Source organism: Nocardioides sp. AN3, assembly GCF_054653495.1.
Genome location: NZ_BAAIGC010000006.1, coordinates 115,319 through 137,540 on the forward strand (window position 1 = coordinate 115,319; position 22,222 = coordinate 137,540).

The window sequence follows — 22,222 nt, forward strand, 5'->3', positions numbered from 1 at the left end:
CGTCGGTGTCATGACGAACGTCATCGAGCTCGGAGCAGGGAGCCGATCCACCGAGCGCCTGCGCGTCCTCGTGGTGGCCGAGTCCTTCCTGCCGCAGGTCAACGGCGTCACGAACTCCGTCCGCCGGGTGCTCGATCACCTCGCCTCCGAGGGGCATGAGGCCGCTCTCGTCGCCCCGACCGGACCAGCGGAGTATGCCGGCTTCCCCGTGCTGCGGGTGCGCGGCGCGAACCTGCCGTTCTACCGCGACTTCCGCGTCGGCCTGGAGACGCGGCGACGTCTCCGGGCGATCATGCAGCGCTTCGGACCCGACGTGTTGCACGTCGCGAGCCCGGCCATGCTCGGCCACCAGGCCGTCAAGGTGGCCGACGAGCTCGGGATCCCGAGCGTGGCGATCTACCAGACCGACCTCGTGGGGTTCGCCGAGCGCTACCCGATGCTGCACCGCACCGGCTGCTCGATCGCCGCGGCGGCGCTCACGCGCAAGATCCACCACCGCGTCGACCGCACGCTCGCTCCCTCGACGGCCAGCCTCGACCAGCTCCACCGCCTCGGCATCGAGCGCATCGCCCTCTGGCCCCGCGGCGTCGACCTGGCGGCGTTCCGGCCGGACCGGGTCGACTACGGCTGGCGCTCGCGGCTGGCTCCGAACGGTCAGACGATCGTCGGGTATGTCGGACGGCTCGCCCCCGAGAAGGAGCTCGGCCTGCTGGCCCACCTGGCCCGCGACGACCGCTATGCACTGGTCGTCGTCGGGGGCGGTCCGGAGGAGGAGCGGCTGCGAGGCCTCCTCCCGGGGGCGCACTTCCTCGGCGTCCTGCACGGCGACGAGCTCGGCGCCGCCTACGCCTCCCTCGACGTCTTCGTCCACACCGGCCGACACGAGACCTTCTGCCAGTCGGCGCAGGAGGCACTCTCCTCCGGAGTTCCGGTCGTCGCTCCTGCGTCGGGCGGTCCGATCGACGTCGTCGACGACGGCGTGACCGGCTTCCTCTACACACCGGGCGACGGGGGCGAGCTCGCGGCGTACGTCGGCCGGTTGCACGACGACCCCCGCCTGCGCCGCCGGATGGGTCGCGCCGGTCGCGACGCCGTTCTCCCCCGCTCGTGGCAGACCGTGAACGAGCGGCTCATCGAGCACTACCGCGACGTCATCGGCGCGCGCGTCGTCGCCCGTCGCGACGCCGCCTGACGCAAGGCGTCGCTCGCCCGCCGGGTTGAGATCAGGGCCGCCGTGTGGCGAGCTTGGCCGCTCGCTGCGTCAGACTCGCCCGACACGCCGGGGCCGGCGGCGTGTCGCGCTCGGAAGCCGCACTGAGCGGCCGGCCCCTCGCCGGCGCATGGGTGGGCCGTCAGAGGTTCTCGCGAGCCCAGAGAGCGGCGCTCGTCCGGTCGGCGACGCCGATGCGGCGGAAGACGTTGCCGAGGTGGACCTTGACCGTTCTCTCGGAGATGCCGAGCCGGAGCGCGATCTGCTTGTTCGCCAGGCCTTGCGCGACGAGGCCGAGCACCTCGCGCTCACGACCGCTGAGAGTGGCCGGCGGCGGCTCGGCGGCAACCGTGGACCGCGCCGGCAGCAGGGCCCGGGTCACGCGCGGGTCGAGTGGGGCGTGCCCGGCCGCCGCTGCCCGGATGCCCGACAGGAGGGCCGCGGGCTCGCTGTCCTTGAGCAGATAGCCGACGGCGCCCGCCTCCAGCGCCTCGGCGACGCGCACCTGGTCGGCGAAGGAGGTGAGCACGACCACCGACGCGGTCGTCCCGCCGTCCACCAGGCGCCGGGTCGCCGTCACCCCGTCCACTCCCGGCATCGAGAGGTCCATCAGGACCACGTCCGGCTGCTCGGGCAGGGTCGCCACGACGTCGACGGCGGCCTGGCCGTCGGCCGCCTCTGCGACGACGGTGATGTCGCCCGTCGTCTCGACGAGGGCGCGGATGCCGGTGCGCACGAGCGGATGGTCGTCGACGAGGACGACGCGGATTCTCTCCTGGGTCGCGCTCATGGCAGCCTCAGCCGCCACACGCAGCCCACCCCGGGCGAGGAGGCGACGGCGAGCTCGGCGCCCGCATCGGAGGCGACGTCCGCGAGGACCCGGAGGCCGAGGTGGCCCTGCGGCGGGTTGGCCATCACCGTGACCGGGTCGAAGCCGACGCCGTTGTCGGCGATCTCGAGGACGACGCCGTCGGAGGTGCGCTGCAGGGTGACTCCGACCCGGGAGGCGGCGGCATGGCGCCGTACGTTGTGCAGGCACTCGCGCGCGACCCGATAGACGAGCCGCTGCTCCTCCGGCGTCAGGTCGAGATCGTCGTCGACGGCGACGTCGACGACGATTCCACGCGGCCGAAGCCCGGCGGCCAGGTCGCCGAGCGCCGCCCGCAGCCCCGCTGACTCCAGCCCGGGCGGATGCAGGTCGACGAGGAGCGAGCGCAGGCTGCCGATGCTGCTGCGCAGGGTGGCGGCTGCTCGGTCGAGCTCGGCGGCGGTCGTCGTGTCGCCGGCGGCCGAGAGGCGAGCGGCTGCGCCGCTGACGGCGTACGACGTCGCTGCGAGCTCCTGGACCGGGCCGTCGTGCAGAGTGCCGGCGATGCGGCGGCGCTCCTCCTGGGAGGCGTCGACCGCCTGCTCGAGCAGCGCCTCTCGCTGCTCCTGTGCTCGCCGAAGCCTGCGAAGCAGTCGCCACAGCAACGGCGTGAGCAGGACGGCGAAGAGGAGGAGGCAGCTGAGGGTCACCCCGGCGAAGCCACGCCACAGCTGCCCGGAGCGAGCGACGACCGTGTCGTAGCGGGCATAGGTCTCGAACAGCAACGGCGTCCCGTCGGGGGTCCACACCGGCCGGTAGACCTCCAGGAGCTTGCCGTTGCCGCGCTCGTAGCGGTTCTCCGGCTCGTCTAGATCGCTGACGTCGGCTCGGGTCGCGGGGTGCTCGATGACCTCCTGCTCCTCCGGGCCGAGCGAGAAGACGTCGCCGATGAGCCGAGGCTCGTCGGACCACAGGATCTCGCCGTCACGCGACCAGACCTTCACACGGATCACGGCGGAGGTCGGAAGGTACGGGTGCAGCGCGTCGGCGATCGCCGCCTGCGATGAGGGGTCGCGGGTCGCGATGCCGTCGGTGAGGGCCGGCTGGACGACCGCTCGGGCGAGGAGGTCGGTGGTGTTCGCCGCGTCGTTCACCGCCTCACGCTCGGCGAGCCTCCTGGCGGCGAACGTGCCGACGAAGGCGACCACCACGAGCACCGCCAAGCCGGCGGCCAGCACCGGGAGGAGGACTCTCACCGGCCCGCCGTCCGCGTGTGCGGCGGTGCCCCGCGGCCGCGACAGCAGCAGCCAGGGGGCACCCACGTCGGTCGTCACGGCGCCATCATCGTCCGTCGTCGGATCCTCCATGGCCCGAATCGTCCGAGCCGCCCGAGTGGCCGGAGTCATCCGAGCCGCCGGAGTGCCCGGAGTCGTCGGAGTGGCTGGCGTCGTCGGAGTGGCTGGCGTCGTCGGAGCCGCCGGTGCGGCCGGGGCCGGAGTGGTCCGACGTGCCACCATCGCGCCCACGGTCGTCGCCCGGCTCGCGTTCGCGACCTCCGCGGTCGTCGCCCGGCTCGGCCTCATGGGCACCATGGTCGTCACCCGGCTCCGCTTCACGACCGCCGTGGTCGTTACCAGGCTCGACCCGGTCGTCGCGGTCGCGCAGCCCCCCGTTGTCGTCGCCGACCTCGGGGGTGCGGGATGCCATCGGGACACGACGGGGGCTGGGTGTGTCGGTCGGCGTGAGGCTTGCCGATGGCGCAGCCGCCGGCGTCGTCGGGTCCTCGACGGGGACCTGGTGGGTGAACGAGGCGTTGCCGAGCAGACCGAAGGCCGCCGGCACGCCCGCGACCACGAGCGCCAGGGCGGCGAGTGCTGCCTTGATGATCATCGGGGCTCCTTGAGGTGCGGGTTGAGCTGACACCTCCACCCTCCCGTCGAGGACGGGCGGGCCACCATCGGACCTTGGTACTAGTACTCGTGGGAACGACGGGCCTTGGCAGCGAGGTAGCCACGGTTGGATGGCGTGACATGGGCTGTCATCGGCACCCGCTCGGCGACGCGGATGCCCAGGCGGGTCAGCTGGGCGACCTTGTCGGGGTTGTTGGTCAGCAGCCGGATCTCGTCGACCCCCAGAGCGCGCAGCATCTGGGCCGCCACCGTGTAGTCGCGGGCATCCTCCGGGTAGCCGAGTGCGAGGTTGGCGTCGAACGTGTCGAGGCCGGTGTCCTGCAACCGGTAGGCGTCGATCTTGGCGTAGAGCCCGATGCCGCGGCCCTCCTGGCGCAGGTAGAGCAGGGAGCCGCCGGCGGTCGCGAGCAGGTCGAGGGAGTCCTCGAGCTGCGGGCCGCAGTCGCACCGCCTGCTGCCGAGCACATCCCCGGTGAGGCACTCGCTGTGCAGCCGGACGAGCGGTACGGCGTCCTCAGACGCCGTAATGGACTCGAACCGCAGCGCGACGTGCTCGCGTCCGTCCTCGAGACCGTCGAAGCTGACGAGCCGCCCCGCGGCGACCCGGCCGTCGGGCAGCGTGACCGGCAGCCGGACCTCGTTCCTCACCGTCGCGCGACGCACGGTCATCTGTCCTCGACTCCCCCGTCGAACCGCTCCGAGAGGGCATACGTGAGGACGACGACGTCGCCCACCTGGCGCACGTCGGCCAGACGGGCCCGCTCCGGTCTGCCCCCGGTCCCCGAGGACGTGAAGTGGTGCGGCGGCCCGAGCAGCCGCGGTGCCTGCGGATCGCCCACCATCAGTGGTGCCACAGCGAGCTGCAGCTCGTCGGCGACGTGGTCGTCGAGGAACTGTCGCAGGACGCCGGCGCCGCCTTCCACCAGCAGCCGCCGGACGCCGCGGCGTCCCAGATCCGCCGCAACCGCTCGCATCTCGAGGCACGGGCCTGCGTCCACGACGCACGCCCGCTCCCCCACGGTCCTCCGCATCTCGGCGGCGGCCGCCGAGGTGCAGTAGACGACCTTGTGCCCATCCCCTGCGGTGAAGAACTTCGCCTCGGGGTCGAGCTTGGCGTGCGCGGTGACGGTCACCTTCCACGGGTCCTCGGGGAGGCCACCGCGTCGTCGCTCCTCGCGGCGGCCAGCGGACCGCACCCGCAGCCGCGGGTCGTCGCTGCGGACCGTCCCTGCCCCCACCAGGATCGCGTCACAGCCGGCCCGCACGGCGTCGACGCGGTCGAGGTCGAGGTCGTTGGAGAGCACCAGGCGCCGCTCGGAGGCGTCGTCGAGGCAGCCGTCGAGCGAGACGCAGCAACTGAGCACGATGTAGGGCAGGTCAGCCAACGCGGGCCCCCGTTCGCGCGGAGCTCAGCGCCTCGGGCCGCGCCGGGGCGTCCGCGGATGGTGCGGCTCCGGTGCGCGCCATCAACAGCGCCAGGGCGCCCGGCAGGGTGGCGAGGAGCGCGACGACGCCGTACGCCACCGAGACGGCGAGGCCGACCGAGGCCGGCAGCCCGACCATCGCGAACGCCCAGGCCGCCACGCCCTCCCGCGGCCCCCATCCGGCGACACTGGTCGGCACGGCCGACCCGAGCAGCACCGCGAGTGCGAGAGCGACCAGCTGCGGGGCGGGCAGGCTCACGTCGGCGGCGCGCATCGCGAAGACGAACACGGCGGCGTGACAGGCCGTCACGCCCAGGGAGGTGGCCACCACGACAAGAGCGGCCCCAGGGCGACGCAAGATCTTCCCCAGCTCCGCCCGAACCGGACGCGCCACGCCGAGCGCGAGGCAGCCCACCACCAGCGCGAGTGCTCCGCCGATGAGGGCGATGGGCCGCAGTGCGGGCACGACCAGGGCGACGACGAGGACCGTGACGACGACCTGCACGGCGAAGCCCAGGGTGCGCTCCCACAGGACACTGCGCGCTCCGCGGCCAGCGCTGGTGGCACGCCGGCCGTGCTCGACCGCACGGTGGACGTCGCCGAGCACGCCCGCAGGCAACGTGGCGTTGAGGAACTGGGAGGCATAGCAGGAGAGGTACGCCGGCAGCAGGTCGATCCGGGCCTCCAGCGCGCCCGCCACTGCTCGCCAGCGCCACGCGCAGCACGCCGTCGCGACAGCGGTGAGCAGGACCGCGATGACGACGAGACCGAGGTCGGCTGCCTGCAGCCCCCGCACGACGGGGGCCGCTCCGAAGCGCACCAGGAGTAGGACGGCGATCAGCGCGCCGACCGCGGGCCGGATCCACGGGCGCGCGCTCATCGACGGGCTCCGACGTGTCTGCGCGCGGATCTCGGCAGGGCCTCCGAGACCCGTGCCGCCGTGTCGTCCCAACCGCTCAACCTCGCTCGGCGGGCGCGTGCGGCGGAGCGGAGATCGGCCCGCAGTCGCGGGTCGGTGAGCCACCGCCGCAGCGACGCGGCCAGCGCGTCCGGGTCGGCCGGAGGGACCAGCAGGGCGGGCACACGGCCGTCGGGCGTGACCCCGACCGCCTCGCGGACGCCCCCGACGTCGGAGGCGAGCACCGGCACACCGCGGGCCAGCGCCTCGGTGAGCACCATGCCGTAGGTCTCCCGTCGCGACGGCAGCACGACCAGGTCGGCGGCGGCGTAGCGCCCGGCCAACTCGGTCGCAGACAGCGGCCCGAGAAGTGTGATCGGCCCCGGGGCGACGTCATCGACCGGGCCCGCCCACTCACATGTCCAGGCAAGATCGGTGAGGGTCTCGAGGGCCGCGGTGAGGACGTCGTACCCCTTGGCGACGCAGGCACGTCCGACGCAGAGCAGGGCAGCACCCGTGCCAGAGCCGGCCGCAAGGGGTGCGGGGTCGACACCGGGAGGCGCCGTCCTCACGTCCTCGAGGCCGTAATGACGCCCGAGCCATGCCTGTGTCCACGCACTGGTCGCGACGACGGTGCGGCAGGCGAGCAGCGCCTCGCGCTCCGCAGACCGTGCGACGAGCGAGGCCACCCCCAGCGGCAGGTGGACCAGCATGGCGAGGCGCAGGCGCTCACCCGCCGGCACCATGGCCGTGGGTGAGGCCGAGCCGATCAGTCCGTCGACCAGCACCAGCTCGTCATCCCCGAGGGCCCCGAGGACGCCCGCGAGGCGCGTCAGAGCGTCGGCGTCCGGCTCCGGCCACGGGCCCGGCACGGCGTGCTCGATGACGCGCCACCCGTGAGCGGCCAGGCCGTCCGCGACGCGCCGGTCGTAGACATTGCCGCCGCTGGGCCGGTCCGGGTCGTCGACGCCGTCGGGAAGCACGAGGTGCAGGCACGTCATGGCGCGGCCTCGTAGCAGACCCACGCGATGTCGGACTCCCGCAAGGTGATCGCTACTCCTGCCACGCCGGCCCCGAGCACACCGGCCCTGACCCGGTCGACCAGCGCGTCGCCGATCACCTGGGCGATCACCTCCGTCGTGCTGTTGCGACCCTCGAAGGCGGGGACGTCGTCGAGGTTGCGGTAGTCCAGGTCCGCGAGCACGGCGCGCAGCTCGTCGGCGGCCCTGCCGATGTCGACGAGCACTCCGGAGCCGTCGAGCTCGTCGCCGCGGAAGGCCGCCTCGACGACGTACGTCGCCCCGTGCAGCCGCTGGGCCGGACCGAACTCGGCACCGGTCAGGCTGTGGGCGACCATGATCCGGTCGCGGACGGTCACGGTGTAGCGGCAGTTGTCGCGTGCGATGGGTCAGCCCTCCGGGTCGTGGTCGGCACAGTCGTGCTGGTGGTCCGGGTAGTCGATCGTGTGGCACAGGGCGGGCATGCCGGCGGCGAGATCCGCCATGACCCGCGGCAGCTCCTCGAACGGTGAGCTGCCGGTGAGCAGCACCTCGAACGCGTCGTCGCGCAGCATCGCGAGCGCCAGCGCGAGCCGGTCGAGGCCACTGCGGCGCGAGCGGCGAGCCGGCGCCACCACACCGACCTGGCTGGCGACGATCCGCAGTCTCCGGGAGTGGAAGGCCCCGCCCAGCGCAAGGCTGACCGGCCGCTCGCCGTACCAGCTCATCTCGAGGACGGTGCCCTCGTCGGCCAGCAGGTCGACCGCGAGCTGCAGTCCCTCGCCGGTGGCACTGGCGTGCACGACGAGGTCGCACCCCGCCGCCACCTGGGGGGCCTCGTCCGGCGTCGCGAAGCCCACACCGAGGGCCTCCGCGGCCTCCGCTCGACGCTTGTCGACGTCCACGAGAGTCACCTCGACCCCCGGGAAGCGCGCCAGGAGCCGCGCGACGCAGCAGCCCACCATCCCGGCGCCCACCACCGCGACACGGTCTCCGAGGAGCGGGGCGGCGTCCCACAGGGCGTTGACCGCCGTCTCGACCGTGCCCGCGAGGACGGCCCGTCGGGCGGGCACGCCGTCGGGGACGGGGACCACGGCGTCGGCGGGGACGACGTACGCCGTCTGGTGGGGGTGCAGGCAGAAGACGGTCCGCCCTCGCAGGGCGGGCGGACCGGCCTCGACCACCCCGACGTTGAGGTAGCCGTAGACCACCGGGCCCGGCACATCGCCGCTCTGGAACGGCGCCCGCATCCGGTCACGCTGATCCTCTGGCACCTCCCCGCGGAACACGAGTGTCTCCGTGCCGCGGCTGATGCCGCTGTGCAGGGTGCGCACGCGCACCTCGCCCGGACCTGGCTCACGCACCGCGACGTCACGGATCTCGCCCACGCCCGGCCGCACGACCACGAATGCTCGAGCCGTCGCCGCCATACCGAACCGTCCTTCCCGGCCTTCTCGACCGGCCTGCTGAACCAGAGCGCTGCGGGCGTCGTACCCCTGTCGTACCCCACAACACGGAGGCGACATGCCGAGGGTTCATCTTCGACCGGCCGACGCGGTGACGACCGTCCGCCTGGTGCTGGCGTGTGTCGTGGCCGCACTCGTCGCGCGCTCCCTCGTCGCGCCCACTGAGACCGCCCTCATCGTGACGCTGTCCACGGTGGCGCTGATCCTCGACGCCGTCGACGGTCAGGTCGCCCGCAGGACCCGCTGCACGCGCTTCGGGGCGCGCTACGACATGGAGGTCGACGCGTTCCTCGTCCTGGTGCTCAGCGTGCTGGTCGCCACGACTATCGCCTGGTGGGCGCTCCTCATCGGCCTGGCGCGCTACCTGCTCCTCGTCGCCGGCTGGTGCTGGCCGTGGCTGCGGGGCGAGACGCCGCCGCGCTTCTGGGCCAAGGTCGTCGCGGCCATCCAGGGCATCGTCCTCACCGTGCTCGTGGCCGGGGTCCTGCCGCGCTCGGTCGCCCCGGTGGCGCTCGGCGTCGCCCTCCTCCTTCTGGTCGAGTCCTTCGCACACCAGATCCGACAGCTCTGGCGGGCGCGCCCTGCGGGGGTGCCGCGGACGTCGGCCGTCGTCACCCTGGTGGCCTTCGCCCTCGTGTGGCTGGCCCTGGTGGCGCCGGACCGGGCCAGCGACCTCTCTCCTAACGCCCTGCTCCGCCTCCCCGTGGAGCTGATCGCTCTCCTCGTGCTCGCCGTGGTGCTGCCACAGGCGCTGCGTTGGCCGGTGAGCATCGGCGTCGGCGTCCTCCTCACCCTGCTGATCCTCGTGCGAGCGCTCGACATCGGCTTCGGCGCGGTGCTCGACCGGCGCTTCGACCCCCTCAGCGACGTCACCTATCTCGGCCCGGCCCTCGGCGTCGTGCGTGACACCAGCGGGCCAGTCGTCGCCATCGGAGCCGTCGTGGCCGCGCTCCTGGTGCTGGTCCTGCTGTCGGTGCTGGTCAGCGCCGCCGTGGCGAGGGTCGCCTCGGCGACAGCCCGTCACCCGGGGATGAGCATCCCGGCCGTCTCCGTCCTCGCGGTCGTCTGCGCGCTCTCGGTCGTGACGAGGGCGGGCCTGGCCTCGATGCAGACGTCCGCGCTGGCGGTCGACCAGGTGCGCACCGTGGGCACGGATCTCGCCGACCGCCATGCCTTCGCCCGAGAGGTCGCGACTGACCCGCAGCTGCCAGCCGGGCTGCTCACGCGTCTGCGCGGGAAGGACGTCCTGCTCGTGTTCGTGGAGAGCTATGGACGGGTCGCGGTGCAAGGGACGTCGTACTCCCCCGGTGTCGACGCCGTGCTGGACCACGGCACGAGCCAGCTTCGTGCGGCCGGATATCAGGCGCGCAGCGCCTTCCTCACCTCGCCGACCTTCGGAGGGATCAGCTGGCTCGCCCACTCCACGCTGGAGTCCGGACTCTGGGTGGACAGCCAGCAGCGCTACGACCAGCTCCTCGCCAGCGACCACGACACCCTGACCTCCGCGTTCGAGGAGGCGGGGTGGCGCACCGTCTTCGACATCCCGTCGGTGACGAACGGCTGGGCGGCCGGGCAGCGTTTCTACGGCTTCGACAAGCTCTACGACGCCGGCAACGTCGGCTATCGGGGGCCGCGGTTCAGCTATGCGACCATGCCCGACCAGTTCACGCTCGCGGCGCTCCAGCGCAACGAGCTCACCCCTGGTCTCGCCCATGGCGTACGCCGACCGGTGATGGCCGAGATCGACCTGGTGTCCAGCCACACACCGTGGGCGCCGCTACCCCGCCTGGTCGACTGGTCGGCCGTCGGCGACGGTTCGGTCTTCGACCCGATGCCCGCCCAGGGCGCCTCCCCGGACGCGATGCTCCGCGACGCCAGCTTGGTGCAGGCCGCCTACGGGCAGTCGATCGAGTACACCTGGCAGTCGCTCATCTCCTGGCTCGTGCAGCGCCCCGACCCGAACCTCGTGCTGGTCGTCCTCGGCGACCACCAGCCCCACAGCCTGGTGAGCGGCAGCAACCCCGGCCACGACGTGCCGGTCAGCGTGATCGCCCATGACCCGGCGGTGATCGCGTCCATCGACGGCTGGCGCTGGCAGGCCGGGCTGCATCCCTCACCCGACGCGCCCGTCTGGCGGATGGACGCGTTCCGCGACCGCTTCCTGGCCGCCTACAGCGGCGGGGCGACCCGCGTCAGCGCCGAAACACCCCACTCCACGCACCACTCAACGCACCACTGAAAGGACAGAACCATGATGATCCGAGTCGTCACAGCACTCGCCGTGCTCGTCTCCGCGTTCGTGCACCTGCGTCTGTGGATCGACGGCGTCAAGGACCAGCACGTCGTCGGGCCCGCGTTCATGGTGAACGCCGTCGCCGGGGTGGTGATCGCCATCCTGCTGCTGGTCTGGCGGGACTGGGAGCCGCTGTTCCTCGCGCTGGGGTTCGGCGCGTCGACGATGGGGGCGTTCCTCATCTCGGTCACCGTCGGGCTGTACGGCGTCCACGAGCACTGGCGCGGCCCCTACGTGTGGACGGCCTTCATCGCCGAGGCGGTCGCGATCGCCGCCGCGGTGACGGGGTTGGCGCGCGAGGGGTATCTGGGATCCGCCCGCACGGCCGCGCTGCACCACTGACGGCCGTCAGGCAGGCGCGGGCCGCGGCCCCCAGCTGCGCCCGCCGAGCGCGACACGCCGATCCGCACGGCGTGTCGCGCTGATCCAGCGCACTGAAGGGCCGCCCGACACCGGCGGGACTCAGCCCTCGACGGCCGCCAGCTGCCCGCAGGCACCGTCGATCTCGCGGCCGCGGGTGTCCCGGACGGTGGTGGGGATGCCCTTGGCCTCCAGCCGACGGACGAACTCACGCTCGTCGGCGGGGTCGGAGGCGGTCCACTTCGAGCCGGGAGTGGGGTTGAGCGGGATCAGGTTGACGTGCACCCAGCCCCAGTCGCCGTAGGAGCTCAGCACGTCGGCCAGCAGGTCGGCCCGCCAGCCCTGGTCGTTGATGCCGCGCATCATCGCGTACTCGATGGAGACCCGGCGCTTCGTCGTGCGGGCGTAGTCCCATGCCGCCTCGACCGTCTCGGAGACGCTGAAGCGGGTGTTGATCGGCACGAGCTCGTTGCGCAGCTCGTCGTCGGGAGCGTGGAGGCTCAGCGCGAGGGTCACGGGGATGCCCTCGGTCGCGAGCTGCTTGATCCGCGGCACGAGGCCCACCGTCGAGACGGTCACGTGGCGCGCACTGAGACCGAGCCCGGCGGGCGCGGGGTCGGTCAGGCGTCGTACGGCGCCGATGACCGCCTTGTAGTTGGCCAGTGGCTCACCCATGCCCATGAAGACGACGTTCGAGAGGCGACCGGGACCGCCGGCGACCTCTCCCGAGGCCATCGCGCGGGCGCCGACGACGACCTGGTGGACGATCTCGGCGGTCGACATGTTCCGCTGCAGGCCGCCCTGCCCCGTCGCGCAGAACGGGCAGGCCATGCCGCAGCCGGCCTGCGAGGAGATGCAGATGGTGGCGCGGTCGGTGTAGCGCATCAGCACCGACTCCACGAGTGCCCCGTCGAAGAGCCGCCATAGAGTCTTGCGGGTGGTGCCGGCGTCTGCCTCCAGCGTGCGGATCGGCGTCATCAGCTCCGGCAGGAACGTGCTGACGAGCTCCTCGCGCGCAGCGGCGGGGAGGTCGGTCATCTCCGCCGGGTCGTGCACGAGTCGCTCGAAGTAGTGCACCGACAGCTGCTTCGCGCGGAAGCCGGGCAGGCCCGCCGCCTTGGCTGCCTCCTGACGCTCGGCCAGGTCGAGGTCGGCCAGGTGGCGCGGGGGCTTCGCACGGCCGCGCGGCGCATCGAAGACGAGGGGAAGGGGCTTCGGCTCTGACATCAGGGTCCCAGTCTCCCACCGCACCCACGGGTGCGCCGAAACGACAGCGACCCCGGAGAGTTCCGGGGTCGCTGCTGGCTCGCTAGGTCACTTGGCCCGCTTCGGAGCCACGCGGCGGATGTCGACGTGGTCCTCGACCGAGCCCACCGGCTCGGCCGGCTTCGTGCCGTTGTCCGGGCCGCACCACGTGACGTTGCCACGCTCGACGGCAGCGTTCGGGCCCGAGCAGTCACCGGCGCGGACGTTCTCGACCACGAGCTTGTCCTTGCGGACCTCGACCTGGATGTAGGTCCGGACGTGCTCCTGGTTCTCGACCGAGTTTGCCCAGTGCCGCGTGTGGCCCGGCGTCTCGTCGCCGCCGGTCAGCGTGTCGGGGCCGTAGCCGCCCTTGGTGGCGTCAGGCTGCGTGAGGTCGTAGTACTTCGACCCCGAGGCCGAGTTCGCCGTCACGTAGATGACGCCGCCGGGACCCGTCACGACCGACGTCGCGCCGGGCTGCTCGTCGGGGTTGGCCTTCACGCCGTTCCTGATCGCGTAGCTGCGTGAGTAGCTGTGGTCGTGACCCTGGAGGACCAGGTCGACGCCCAGCTTGGAGAACTCGGTCGTGAAGTCGACACGTCGCTGGATGTTGTCGGTGTCGTTGGCGTGGTCGGCCGGCGAGTAGATCGCGTGGTGATAGACCAGCACGGTGTACTTGGTGCCGGCGCTGTGCTCGGCGATGGCCTGCTTGACGAAGGCGACGTGGGCCGGGTCGGAGTCGTTGGCGGCCTTGTAGGCGTTGGAGTTCAGGTCGATGAACAGCACGCCCTTGTAGGTGAACCAGTAGTCCCCACCGGAGGTCGTCGACTTCTTGGTCTTGTCGGCGTACAGCGCGTCGGAGCGGTCGATCGTGTTCGGCAGCGCGAAGTGCTGCTCGTAGCCGGCACCACCCACGTCGTGGTTGCCGATGGTCGCGGCCCACGGGATCTGGCGCAGCTCGTCGGGACGAAGGAAGTTCGCCCACTCGGTCTCGTTGTTGGCCGTGTTGACCTGGTCACCACCCGAGACGAGCAGCTCGGCCTTCGGGGACAGCGCCTTCGCGGTGTCCAGCGTTGCGACCCAGCCGTCGCCGTCGCGGACGGGGTCACCCGACGAGCCGATCTGCGGGTCGCCGAAGAACAGGAAGTCGAAGTCGTTGTTGCCGAAGTTGCCGGTCCGGAACGAGTAGACCGACGAGCTGTTGCCCGTGCCGGTCTCGTTGACGCGGTAGTAGTACGTCGTGTTGGCGTCCAGGTCGTCGAGGTAGGCCTTGCCGTTGCCGGCTGCGACGGCCTTGCCCTCGGTCGTCGTGTTGGCCGTGATCGTCGCGGGGACCTTGACGACCTCGGAGGCGTCCGCGAAGGAGCGGTCGGTGGAGAGCTGGACCTGCTCGTCGGCGGTGCCGGTGGTGTACCAGCCGAGGGCGCGCGACTGCTCGGTCTGGCCGACGGTGAGGACGACGCCGCTGTAGGTGGCGGGGTCCGCAGCGGTCGCCGAAAGCGCGATCGCGCCGCCGGTGATGGCGGCCGCGCTCAGTGAGACGGCGGCCGCACCGACAGCGAGTCGACGCCTCGGGAGCGTCGAGAGGCTGAGCTTCATGGGGCGTTCTCCCTTTCGGAGAGGGTGAAGGAGTGGTTCGGACGCGCTCATCCGACTGGGGACCGATGTACGCCGCGTGAACAGCAGGGCATGCCTGAGCCTTTCCTGAAAGAATTCGACTCTTTACTCAGGAGTCCGGTTCTCCTCCACGCTCATCGCCGGTGGTGGGCCGGTGTGAGGGCGGGCGCACCGGTCATCTCCCGGCCACACGCTCGACGAACCAGACGGTCCCGAACACGGTGACGACGAGCGCGATGAGACCGGTCAGAGCGAGTCCGTAACGCGGCACGCGGTGCCGCAGCAGGGCGAGCACCGGGAAGACGAGGGCGATCAGGCCGAGCTGGACCGACTCGATGCCGAGGTTGAAGACCACCAGCGACCAGAGCAAGGTCCAGGACCACGCCTGCTGGATGCCCAGCGCGCCCGCGAACCCGAGACCGTGGACCAGACCGAAGCAGAACACGACCGCGAGGCGAGCCCAGCCCGCCCGGTCCAACGCGAAGTGGCTCGTCCCCGCCGTGACGAGGTCCGTGGCGCGCGGACCGTTGCGCCACAGTCGCCACAGGTGCCAGCCGGCGACGACCGCGATCGAGAGGGCGATGATCGGCTCGACAATCGCCGGCGGCACCGCCACGAGGCCGAGTGCCGCCAGCAGCAGCGTGACCGAGTGGGCCAGCGTGAAGGTCGTCGCCGCCAGCACCACCTCGCGCAGCCGTCGCGACCCTGCGATGAGCGCCAGCAGGAACAGGAGATGGTCGATGCCCGTCAGCAGGTGCTCGCAGCCCAGCCGGAAGAACTCCCAGAACCGCTCCGGAGTCGACTGGTCGGTGGAGAACGAGGTGTGGCCGGCCTCGAGGGCCGCGGACCCGCGCCGGAGGTCGAGGTCGTAGGTGACGATCGTCTTGGTCCCGCGGACGTAGCCCTCGTCGTCAGGGAAGAGCGTGCTGGTGATCCGGTGCGCGAGCGCGCCGGTCGGACACGCGTAATCCACGACCACGTGGGCATAGGGCACGTCACGCAGCTCGACGCGCGTCGCCCCCTGGACGGTCGGGAGGCAGACCGCCTTCCCAGCCTCGACACGGAAGTGGCGGTCGACGTACCTCATCAGGGCGGGGAGGTGGTGGTCGAGTGCCGTCGCCTGGCCGGCCAGGTCGCCGTCCTGCCAGGCGGGGTCGCCCTCCTTGAAGAGCGCGTCGTCGTGCTCGGTGTCGGCGACCGAGACCATCAGCAGGTCGTACTCGAGGCCGAGGTCGACGCGCACGTGCCCGCGCTCGGGCTGCGTGGCGCTGACATAGACGACCGAGGTGAAGCCGTGGGCCTGTGCGGGGGTGGCGCCCGTCCCGAGGACGAGCATCAGGACGGCCAGGACGAGGAGCCCGAGGGCGCGAAGCTTCAGCATGACCGCCGAACGCTCTCGGAGCCTGATGAACGATCGGGATACGGCCCGCGAACACCCACGGAAACGTCGCGCGCGGGGTTGGTCCCCTGCCGTCATGGTGAGGTAGACAGGGCCCGCAATCTTCGCTCTCTGAGAGGCTCACGTGCCCGTCCGCTCGTCACACGGCCTCGCCGCCGTGGCTTTCACCGCTGCGATCGTCGCCGGGGTCATCGCCACAGTCACCGGATGTGCCGCCTCGCCGAACACGGGCGCGGCGGCCGCCGGCACAGGCATCGGGGCCGACGGTGCGCCCGTCTCACCGCTTGCGGGGGCCGGCACGCTGGGCCCCGGGTTCGTCACGCCATCGGCTCCCCCGCCCCCGGGCGGCACGATGACGCCGAGCCCTGGGTCCTGGGTCGCCGCGAGCCCACCGAAGGGCTACCGGGTCGTGCTCCTGACCACCGAGGAGGACAGGACGGCACGCACGCTCAGCACTGCGGTCGTCGACTGGGCGCGCGAGGCCCATGTCGACCTGGTGCGCGTCGTCGCCGACAATCCGATGAGGTACGTCGCCTCGATCCAGAGCGCCCTCCACCTCGACCGCGACCTCATCGTCACCGTCGGGAACGGCCTGGTCGACCCGTTGGCGCTGGTGAGCGCAAGCTGGCTGGACCAGCGCTTCCTCGTCCTGGGCGCCGAGCTCGCCGAGCCGACCGCCAACGTGACGGCGGCGGACTGGAAGGGCGCCTCCTACCGCGGCGAGGGGCTGGGGACGGCGTCGACGTACGACGCGGCGTCGTTCACCCCCGAGCGCGGCGCGCGGGCGGTCCGCGCGGGTGTTGCCGCGGTCGTCGCCGGCTACAGCGGGTACGTCGTCTGGGTCGATTGAGCCGGCGTCACGCGGTCGCGGTCATCATCCAGACGACCAGAGCCGCGACGCCGAGGACCACCACGGCGGTGGCGACCATGCCCAGGACGAAGTAGAGCCCGAAGCGGCGACTCCTCCCGCGCGCGACCAGCACGACCGGCACGAGGAGCGCGACGAGCACCAGTGGGAAGAGGTCGGAGACGGTGTGCTGCGCGAAGAACGTCTCGAGCAACCCCGCGAACAGGCTGGGCACCACCAGCATGAAGGCCAGACCGGAGAAGAACCCGCACAGCGGCGTGAAGACCGGGTGGTCCCGGTGCCACCAGTCGGGTCCGCGCTCCCCGGTCATGGCGACCTCGTGGCCGGCGGACTGGTGTCGCAGCTGGATCATCGGCGCTCCTCACCCGGTCGAGGACGTTCTCCTCGACCATAGCGCCGGTGCCCCTGTCGATCCGGGACATCCAGTGCGTGGACGCCAGGAGCTAGAAGACGGCGTAGTGCAGCAGCAGCCAGATCGGGGCGATCGTGGCCAGGAGTGAGTCGAGCCGGTCCATGAGGCCGCCGTGGCCGGGGATCACGTGGCTCATGTCCTTGACGCCGAGGTCGCGCTTGATGACGGATTCGCACAAATCGCCGAGGGTCGCCATCACCACGGCGATGACGCCGAGGGCCACACCGACCCACCAGTCGCCGTCGAGGAGGAGGACGACCAGCAGCACGCCGGCGACGATGGTGAACAGGGCCGAGCCGGCGAAGCCCTCCCAGGACTTCTTCGGTGAGATGACCGGCGCCATCGGGTGCCGGCCGAAGAGAACGCCGGCGACGTACCCCCCGATGTCGGAGGCGATCGTCACCAGGACGAACGTGATGATGCCCTTCACTCCGTCGTCGATGCCCGTCTCGCGCCAGGTGCCTCCCTCGGCGAGCATCAGCGCGACGAAGGAACCGAGGAACGGGACGTAGATCAACGTGAAGACGGACGCGGTGGCGGTCTTGACATATCCCTCGACGCCGCGGTGGAGCAGCCAGAGCATGAGCGCGAGCGCCGCGACGGCGGTGGCGGTGACCAGCGCGTTGGTCCCCCAGAAGTAGGCGACGACGACCATCACCACGCCGCCGACCATCAAGGGCTGCTCGGGCAGGTCGATGTCCTTGGCGAGCAGGCCCTTGCGCATCTCCCAGACGGCCACCACGACGGCGGCCGCGACGATCAGGATGAAGAGCGTCTTCCAGATGAAGAGCGAGAGGGCGATCGCGGACAGCAGCACGACCGCCGAGATGATGGCGGCCTTGAGGTCGCGGCCGGCGCGGCCGTGATCCTTCGCAGCGGTCTGGGTCGGCGCGTTGGCGGGCGCGCCGTCGCCCGGGTGGTCGGGTGCGGGTGCCGGCGCTGGCGTGTCGGTCATCGAGGGGAGCCGGTGCTCGAGGTCAGACCTCGAGCAGCTCGGCCTCCTTCTGCTTGAGGAGGTCGTCGATGGCGTCGGTGTGCTTCTTCGTCATCGCGTCGAGCCGCTTCTCGGCACCGGTGAGGTCGTCCTTGCCGATCTCGCCGTCCTTCTCGAGCTTCTCCAGCGTGTGCTTCGCCTTCTGGCGCACCTGACGGACGGCGACGCGGCCGCCCTCGGCCTTCTCGCGGGCCTGCTTGATGTACTCCTTGCGACGCTCCTCGGTGAGCTCGGGGAACACGGCGCGGAGGACGCGGCCGTCGTTCGAGGGGTTGACGCCGAGGTCGCTGTCGCGGATGGCCTTCTCGATGTTCGGCATGGCCGTGTTGTCGAAGGGGGCGATGACGATGACGCGCGGCTCCGGGCTGGTGAAGGTGGCCAGCTGCTGGATCGGGGTGGGCGTGCCGTAGTACTCCACGGTCAGCTTGTTGAAGACCGTGGGCGTGATCCGGCCGGCGCGAAGGGTAGCGAAGTCCTCACGCGTCGCGTCGACCGACTTGTTCATCTTGTCGTCGGCCTCGTTGAGGGTGTCGTTGATCACCGGTGCTCCTTCGTCAGAGTTCTTGCTGGTCGCGGGGCGTCAGCCGGCGCTGACCAGGGTGCCAATCTTCTCACCCTGCACGACGCGCAGGATGTTGCCCTCGGGCTCCATGCCGAACACGACCATGGGCAGCTTGTTCTCCCCGCAGAGCGCGAACGCCGTCTGGTCCATGATGCGCAGACCCTGGGCGATGGCCTCGGCGTAGGTGAGCTGGTCGTACTTGACGGCGGTCGGATCCTTCTTCGGGTCGGCCGAGTAGACGCCGTCGACCCCGTTCTTTGCGACCAGCACGACGTCGCACTTGCTCTCCAGCGCGCGCTGGACCGCGACGGTGTCGGTGGAGAAGAACGGGAGCCCCATGCCGGCACCGAAGATGACGACGCGGCCCTTCTCGAGGTGCCGGATCGCGCGCCGGGGGATGTAGGGCTCGGCGACCTGGCCCATCGTGATCGCGGTCTGGACGCGGGTGTCGACGCCGAGCTTCTCGAGGAAGTCCTGCAGCGCCAGACAGTTCATGACGATGCCGAGCATGCCCATGTAGTCCGCACGGGCCCGGTCCATGCCGCGGTTCTGCAGCTCGGCGCCCCGGAAGAAGTTGCCACCGCCCGTCACGACCGCGACCTGCACGCCCGCCTCGACCACCGCCACGATCTCCTTGGCGACGGTCTGCACGACGTCGGGATCGACGCCGACGTGCCCGCCGCCGAAGACCTCGCCGGAGAGCTTGAGGAGAACACGCTTGTACGCCGTCACGCGGTGACCTTTCCGTGGTCGGAGTGGGGGTGGACGCGCGAGAAGGCCGGCCCGATGAACAGCTGATGTGCCATCGGACCGGCCTCCTCGTCGTACGTCAGGTGAAACCTATCTGATCGCTGCGGATCAGGCGCCGACCTCGAAGCGGGCGAAGCGGGAGACGCTCGTGTTCGCCGCGTCGAGCACCTGCTTGACCGACTTCTTCGCCTCGAAGACCGACTCCTGGTCGAGGAGCACGATCTCCTTGAAGAAGGCGCCGATGCGACCCTCGACGATCTTGGCGACGGCAGCCTCGGGCTTGCCCTCCTCGAGCGTCTTCTTGGTCAGCACGTCCTTCTCGGCGGCGACGACGTCGGCCGGGACCTGGTCGCTGGTGAGGTACTGCGCCCGGAGCGCAGCAGCCTGCTGAGCGGCCTGCTTCGCGGCGGCCTCGTCACCCTCGAACTCGACGAGCACGCCGAGGGTCGGGGGCAGGTCGGAGGCCTTCTTGTGCAGGTAGACGGTCGTGTTGCCGTCGAAGTAGGCGACCTCGCCGAGCTCGATCTTCTCGCCGATGGTGCGAGCGAGCTCCTCGACGGTCTCGCCGACCGTCTTGTCGCCCAGCGAGACGGCCTTGAGCGCCTCGGCGTCGCCGACCTTGTTCGCGTTGGCGGCGTCGGCGATCGCCTGAGCGGCGCTGACGAAGGCCTCGTTCTTGGCGACGAAGTCCGTCTCGGCCTTCAGGCTGATCAGGGCGCTGCCGGAGGCGGCCACGAGGCCGGCGGAGGCCTCGCGCTCGGCGGCACGGGCGGCGGCCTTGGCGGCACCCTTGACGCGGAGCAGCTCCACGGCCTTGTCGAAGTCGCCGTCGGTCTCGTCGAGCGCCTTCTTGCAGTCCATCATGCCGGCCTGCGTCAGCTCACGGAGCTTCTTGACGTCGGCTGCGGTGTAAGCCATGTGTCTTCCTCTTCGGGTCTAACGTCGGTGGACGGGAGTCGCTCAGGCCTCGGCCGGGGCCTCGGTGGTCGCCTCGGCGCCGGTCTCCTCGGTCGCCTCGGCGGCGGTCTCCTCGGTCGCCTCGGTGGCGGTCTCCTCGGTCGCCTCGGTGGCGGTCTCCTCGGCGATGGCCTGGTCGGCGGCAGCGGCGGTGGTCTCGGCGCTGGTCTCGACCGGAGCCTCCGTGGCGGCCTCGTTGCCCTCGGCACCCGCCAGGAGCTCGCGCTCCCACTCGGCGAGCGGCTCGGCCTGCTCGGTGCCCTCGGCGGTCTTCGCGCCGGAGCGGGCGATGAGGCCCTCGGCGACGGCGTCGGCGACCACGCGGGTCAGCAGACCCACGGCGCGGATGGCGTCGTCGTTGCCCGGGATCGGGAAGTCGACCTCGTCGGGGTCGCAGTTGGTGTCCAGGATGCCGATGACGGGGATCCGGAGCTTGCGAGCCTCCTCGACGGCGAGGTGCTCCTTCTTCGTGTCGACGATCCAGACGGCGCTGGGGGTGCGACCGAGGTCGCGCAGACCACCGAGGGTCTTCTCCAGCTTGTCCTTCTCGCGCTTGAGGCCGAGCAGCTCCTTCTTGGTGCGGCCCGAGCCGGCGACGTCGTCGAAGTTGAGCTCCTCGAGCTCCTTGAGACGGTTGATCCGCTGGTGCACCGTCGAGAAGTTGGTCAGCATGCCGCCGAGCCAGCGCTGGTTGACGAAGGGCATGCCGACGCGGGTCGCCTGCTCCTGGATCGCCTCCTGCGCCTGCTTCTTGGTGCCGACGAAGAGGATGACGCCGCCCTTGGCGACGGTCTCCTTGATGAAGGCGTAGGACCGGTCGATGTAGGCCAGCGACTGCTGCAGGTCGATGATGTAGATGCCGTTGCGCTCGGTCATGATGAAGCGCTTCATCTTCGGGTTCCAGCGACGGGTCTGGTGTCCGAAGTGGACGCCGCTCTCGAGGAGCTGGCGCATGGTCACGACTGCCATGGTGGTTCTTCTCCTTGTGGTGGGGCCGCGCTCCGTGATGCCCGTCCTTGCATGATCGAGGACGAGCCGGAGTCGGCTCCGGTCGGGTTTTCAGTTGCCGCCCGGTTCAGGCTCAGCCGGGCCCTGACGTCCACGCGCGCCCCGACCCGATCGCTCGGGACTGAGGGACGCGCCCACGGGCGGTCACCGCTCAGGAGGCGAGTGGTGTCGCGGTCTGCGGACGTGCGAAGTCAACCCATGCGGGTTGCACGCTCAAGAATAGTCTCCACAGCCCGCCACGGGCGAATCCGGCCGATGGGCCGATCGGTGTCCACAGCCCGGCGCCGGCCCCACGTTCTCCACGAAGCCTCCCACAGCGCTCCGCACGAGGGCCGCAGTCGGGGCATCGTCACCCGCATGAGGTCTCCCACCGCCGTCCCGACCCGGCTCCCCGGCGGCATGCTCGTCGTCGTCCTGCTGGCCGCGTGGTTGCTCCTCGGCGCGCCGCGCGCCAGCGCTGCCGGGGCGTCGGATCCGGTCGGCGCGTGGCCCCTCTCCCCCACTCCTCAGGTCGTCAGGCGGTTCGACCCACCGGCGACGCGCTGGGCGTCCGGACATCGCGGCGTCGACCTCCTCGGCAGAGCGGGACAGCGTGTGCGAACCGCGCTGCCGGGGAAGGTCGTCTTCGCAGGAGCGCTGGCCGGACGCGGCGTCGTCGTCGTCGAGCACGGCGAGACGCGCACCACCTACGAGCCCGTCTCGCCGAGCGTCGCACTCGGCGACACCCTCGCGACCGGTGACGTGCTGGGCACGCTGACCGCAGGCGGCTCCCACTGCCTGCCGCGGGCATGCCTGCACTGGGGCTGGATCCGCGACCTCGACGACACCTATCTCGATCCGCTGCGCCTCGTCGGGGTCCTCCCGGTCCGGCTGCTGCCGCTGTGGCGCGACGATCCGGCTGGCGCAGGCGGCTCCCCGCCCCGGTCCTCCGCCGGGCCCTCGTCCGCGGGCCGGGCTCCCACGCCGTTGCAGGGGCCGTACGCCGCCTGGCGGCCGCCGCTGCTGCGGCTGGTTCTGACCTTCGGGTGACGGACGAGCACCGG

The 22,222-nt window shown here is 71.4% G+C and carries 23 protein-coding genes; 5 read left to right on the plus strand and 18 right to left on the minus strand.

Features of this window, described 5'->3' with window-relative positions; genetic code table 11:
- The first annotated feature begins 10 nt into the window (after positions 1 to 10).
- On the plus strand, positions 11 to 1,192 hold the full coding sequence (locus ACYQ1K_RS09240) for a glycosyltransferase family 4 protein (RefSeq protein WP_459982550.1): 1,182 nt from the start codon (positions 11 to 13) through the stop codon (positions 1,190 to 1,192).
- A gap of 160 nt (positions 1,193 to 1,352) precedes the next feature.
- Here ACYQ1K_RS09240 and ACYQ1K_RS09245 read toward each other — a convergent pair whose 3' ends face one another.
- From ACYQ1K_RS09245 to ACYQ1K_RS09285, 9 genes are all read right to left on the minus strand, one after another.
- Positions 1,353 to 2,000, minus strand: a complete 648-nt coding sequence (locus ACYQ1K_RS09245; RefSeq protein WP_459982551.1) for a response regulator — start codon at positions 1,998 to 2,000, stop codon at positions 1,353 to 1,355.
- Positions 1,997 to 3,352, minus strand: coding sequence for a sensor histidine kinase (locus ACYQ1K_RS09250; protein WP_459982552.1), 1,356 nt, complete (start codon positions 3,350 to 3,352; stop codon positions 1,997 to 1,999). Before ACYQ1K_RS09250 ends, ACYQ1K_RS09245 begins: the two co-directional genes overlap by 4 nt.
- A gap of 7 nt (positions 3,353 to 3,359) precedes the next feature.
- Entirely contained in the window at positions 3,360 to 3,908 is a 549-nt protein-coding gene (locus ACYQ1K_RS09255) for a hypothetical protein (RefSeq protein WP_459982553.1), read from the minus strand.
- 80 nt (positions 3,909 to 3,988) lie between these two features.
- Positions 3,989 to 4,597: a GTP cyclohydrolase II gene (gene ribA / locus ACYQ1K_RS09260; RefSeq protein ID WP_459982554.1), complete on the minus strand. Its 609-nt coding sequence runs from the start codon at positions 4,595 to 4,597 to the stop codon at positions 3,989 to 3,991.
- Positions 4,594 to 5,313, minus strand: coding sequence for a RibD family protein (locus ACYQ1K_RS09265; protein ID WP_459982555.1), 720 nt, complete (start codon positions 5,311 to 5,313; stop codon positions 4,594 to 4,596). Before ACYQ1K_RS09265 ends, ribA begins: the two co-directional genes overlap by 4 nt.
- Positions 5,306 to 6,232, minus strand: a complete 927-nt coding sequence (locus tag ACYQ1K_RS09270) for a lysylphosphatidylglycerol synthase transmembrane domain-containing protein (protein ID WP_459982556.1) — start codon at positions 6,230 to 6,232, stop codon at positions 5,306 to 5,308. Before ACYQ1K_RS09270 ends, ACYQ1K_RS09265 begins: the two co-directional genes overlap by 8 nt.
- Entirely contained in the window at positions 6,229 to 7,251 is a 1,023-nt protein-coding gene (locus ACYQ1K_RS09275) for a glycosyltransferase family 4 protein (RefSeq protein ID WP_459982557.1), read from the minus strand. Before ACYQ1K_RS09275 ends, ACYQ1K_RS09270 begins: the two co-directional genes overlap by 4 nt.
- Complete coding sequence (locus ACYQ1K_RS09280; RefSeq protein WP_459982558.1) at positions 7,248 to 7,628, minus strand: 6-pyruvoyl trahydropterin synthase family protein; 381 nt, start codon at positions 7,626 to 7,628, stop codon at positions 7,248 to 7,250. The genes ACYQ1K_RS09275 and ACYQ1K_RS09280 overlap by 4 nt, the downstream gene beginning before the upstream one ends.
- Before the next feature lie 30 nt (positions 7,629 to 7,658).
- Positions 7,659 to 8,678 (minus strand): zinc-dependent alcohol dehydrogenase, encoded by a 1,020-nt coding sequence (locus ACYQ1K_RS09285; RefSeq protein ID WP_459982559.1) that lies wholly within the window; start codon positions 8,676 to 8,678, stop codon positions 7,659 to 7,661.
- Between the two features lie 94 nt (positions 8,679 to 8,772).
- Here ACYQ1K_RS09285 and ACYQ1K_RS09290 point away from each other — a divergent pair, with 94 nt between their 5' ends.
- Together ACYQ1K_RS09290 and ACYQ1K_RS09295 are read left to right on the plus strand one after the other, a co-directional pair.
- Positions 8,773 to 10,953 (plus strand): CDP-alcohol phosphatidyltransferase family protein, encoded by a 2,181-nt coding sequence (locus ACYQ1K_RS09290; RefSeq protein WP_459982560.1) that lies wholly within the window; start codon positions 8,773 to 8,775, stop codon positions 10,951 to 10,953.
- 12 nt (positions 10,954 to 10,965) lie between these two features.
- Complete coding sequence (locus ACYQ1K_RS09295) at positions 10,966 to 11,349, plus strand: hypothetical protein (protein ID WP_459982561.1); 384 nt, start codon at positions 10,966 to 10,968, stop codon at positions 11,347 to 11,349.
- A gap of 120 nt (positions 11,350 to 11,469) precedes the next feature.
- Here the strand turns inward: ACYQ1K_RS09295 and rlmN are convergent, their stop codons facing one another.
- The 3 genes from rlmN to ACYQ1K_RS09310 form a co-directional block, all read right to left on the minus strand.
- Positions 11,470 to 12,594 (minus strand): dual-specificity RNA methyltransferase RlmN, encoded by a 1,125-nt coding sequence (gene rlmN / locus ACYQ1K_RS09300; RefSeq protein WP_459982562.1) that lies wholly within the window; start codon positions 12,592 to 12,594, stop codon positions 11,470 to 11,472.
- Between the two features lie 87 nt (positions 12,595 to 12,681).
- Complete coding sequence (locus ACYQ1K_RS09305; protein ID WP_459982563.1) at positions 12,682 to 14,211, minus strand: purple acid phosphatase family protein; 1,530 nt, start codon at positions 14,209 to 14,211, stop codon at positions 12,682 to 12,684.
- Positions 14,212 to 14,404: 193 nt separating this feature from the next.
- On the minus strand, positions 14,405 to 15,610 hold the full coding sequence (locus ACYQ1K_RS09310) for a HupE/UreJ family protein (protein WP_459982564.1): 1,206 nt from the start codon (positions 15,608 to 15,610) through the stop codon (positions 14,405 to 14,407).
- A 175-nt stretch (positions 15,611 to 15,785) separates the two neighbouring features.
- Between ACYQ1K_RS09310 and ACYQ1K_RS09315 the strand changes: the two genes are divergently transcribed.
- Complete coding sequence (locus ACYQ1K_RS09315; protein ID WP_459982565.1) at positions 15,786 to 16,478, plus strand: type 1 periplasmic-binding domain-containing protein; 693 nt, start codon at positions 15,786 to 15,788, stop codon at positions 16,476 to 16,478.
- Positions 16,479 to 16,485: 7 nt separating this feature from the next.
- Here ACYQ1K_RS09315 and ACYQ1K_RS09320 read toward each other — a convergent pair whose 3' ends face one another.
- From ACYQ1K_RS09320 to rpsB, 6 genes are all read right to left on the minus strand, one after another.
- Positions 16,486 to 16,848 carry a hypothetical protein gene (locus ACYQ1K_RS09320; protein ID WP_459982566.1) on the minus strand — a complete coding sequence of 121 codons (363 nt, stop codon included), beginning with the start codon at positions 16,846 to 16,848 and terminating at the stop codon, positions 16,486 to 16,488.
- Between the two features lie 91 nt (positions 16,849 to 16,939).
- The gene (locus ACYQ1K_RS09325) at positions 16,940 to 17,863 is read right to left on the minus strand and encodes a phosphatidate cytidylyltransferase (RefSeq protein WP_459982567.1); all 924 of its coding nucleotides are present in this window, start codon (positions 17,861 to 17,863) and stop codon (positions 16,940 to 16,942) included.
- A 22-nt stretch (positions 17,864 to 17,885) separates the two neighbouring features.
- The gene (frr, locus tag ACYQ1K_RS09330; RefSeq protein ID WP_459982765.1) at positions 17,886 to 18,440 is read right to left on the minus strand and encodes a ribosome recycling factor; all 555 of its coding nucleotides are present in this window, start codon (positions 18,438 to 18,440) and stop codon (positions 17,886 to 17,888) included.
- 42 nt (positions 18,441 to 18,482) lie between these two features.
- On the minus strand, positions 18,483 to 19,196 hold the full coding sequence (pyrH, locus tag ACYQ1K_RS09335) for a UMP kinase (protein WP_459982568.1): 714 nt from the start codon (positions 19,194 to 19,196) through the stop codon (positions 18,483 to 18,485).
- 126 nt (positions 19,197 to 19,322) lie between these two features.
- On the minus strand, positions 19,323 to 20,132 hold the full coding sequence (tsf, locus tag ACYQ1K_RS09340) for a translation elongation factor Ts (RefSeq protein ID WP_459982569.1): 810 nt from the start codon (positions 20,130 to 20,132) through the stop codon (positions 19,323 to 19,325).
- 42 nt (positions 20,133 to 20,174) lie between these two features.
- Positions 20,175 to 21,140: a 30S ribosomal protein S2 gene (gene rpsB / locus ACYQ1K_RS09345; protein WP_459982570.1), complete on the minus strand. Its 966-nt coding sequence runs from the start codon at positions 21,138 to 21,140 to the stop codon at positions 20,175 to 20,177.
- A 396-nt stretch (positions 21,141 to 21,536) separates the two neighbouring features.
- On the opposite strand from rpsB, the gene ACYQ1K_RS09350 reads away from it, so the two are divergent.
- The gene (locus ACYQ1K_RS09350; RefSeq protein WP_459982571.1) at positions 21,537 to 22,208 is read left to right on the plus strand and encodes a murein hydrolase activator EnvC family protein; all 672 of its coding nucleotides are present in this window, start codon (positions 21,537 to 21,539) and stop codon (positions 22,206 to 22,208) included.
- Positions 22,209 to 22,222: the final 14 nt, after the last annotated feature.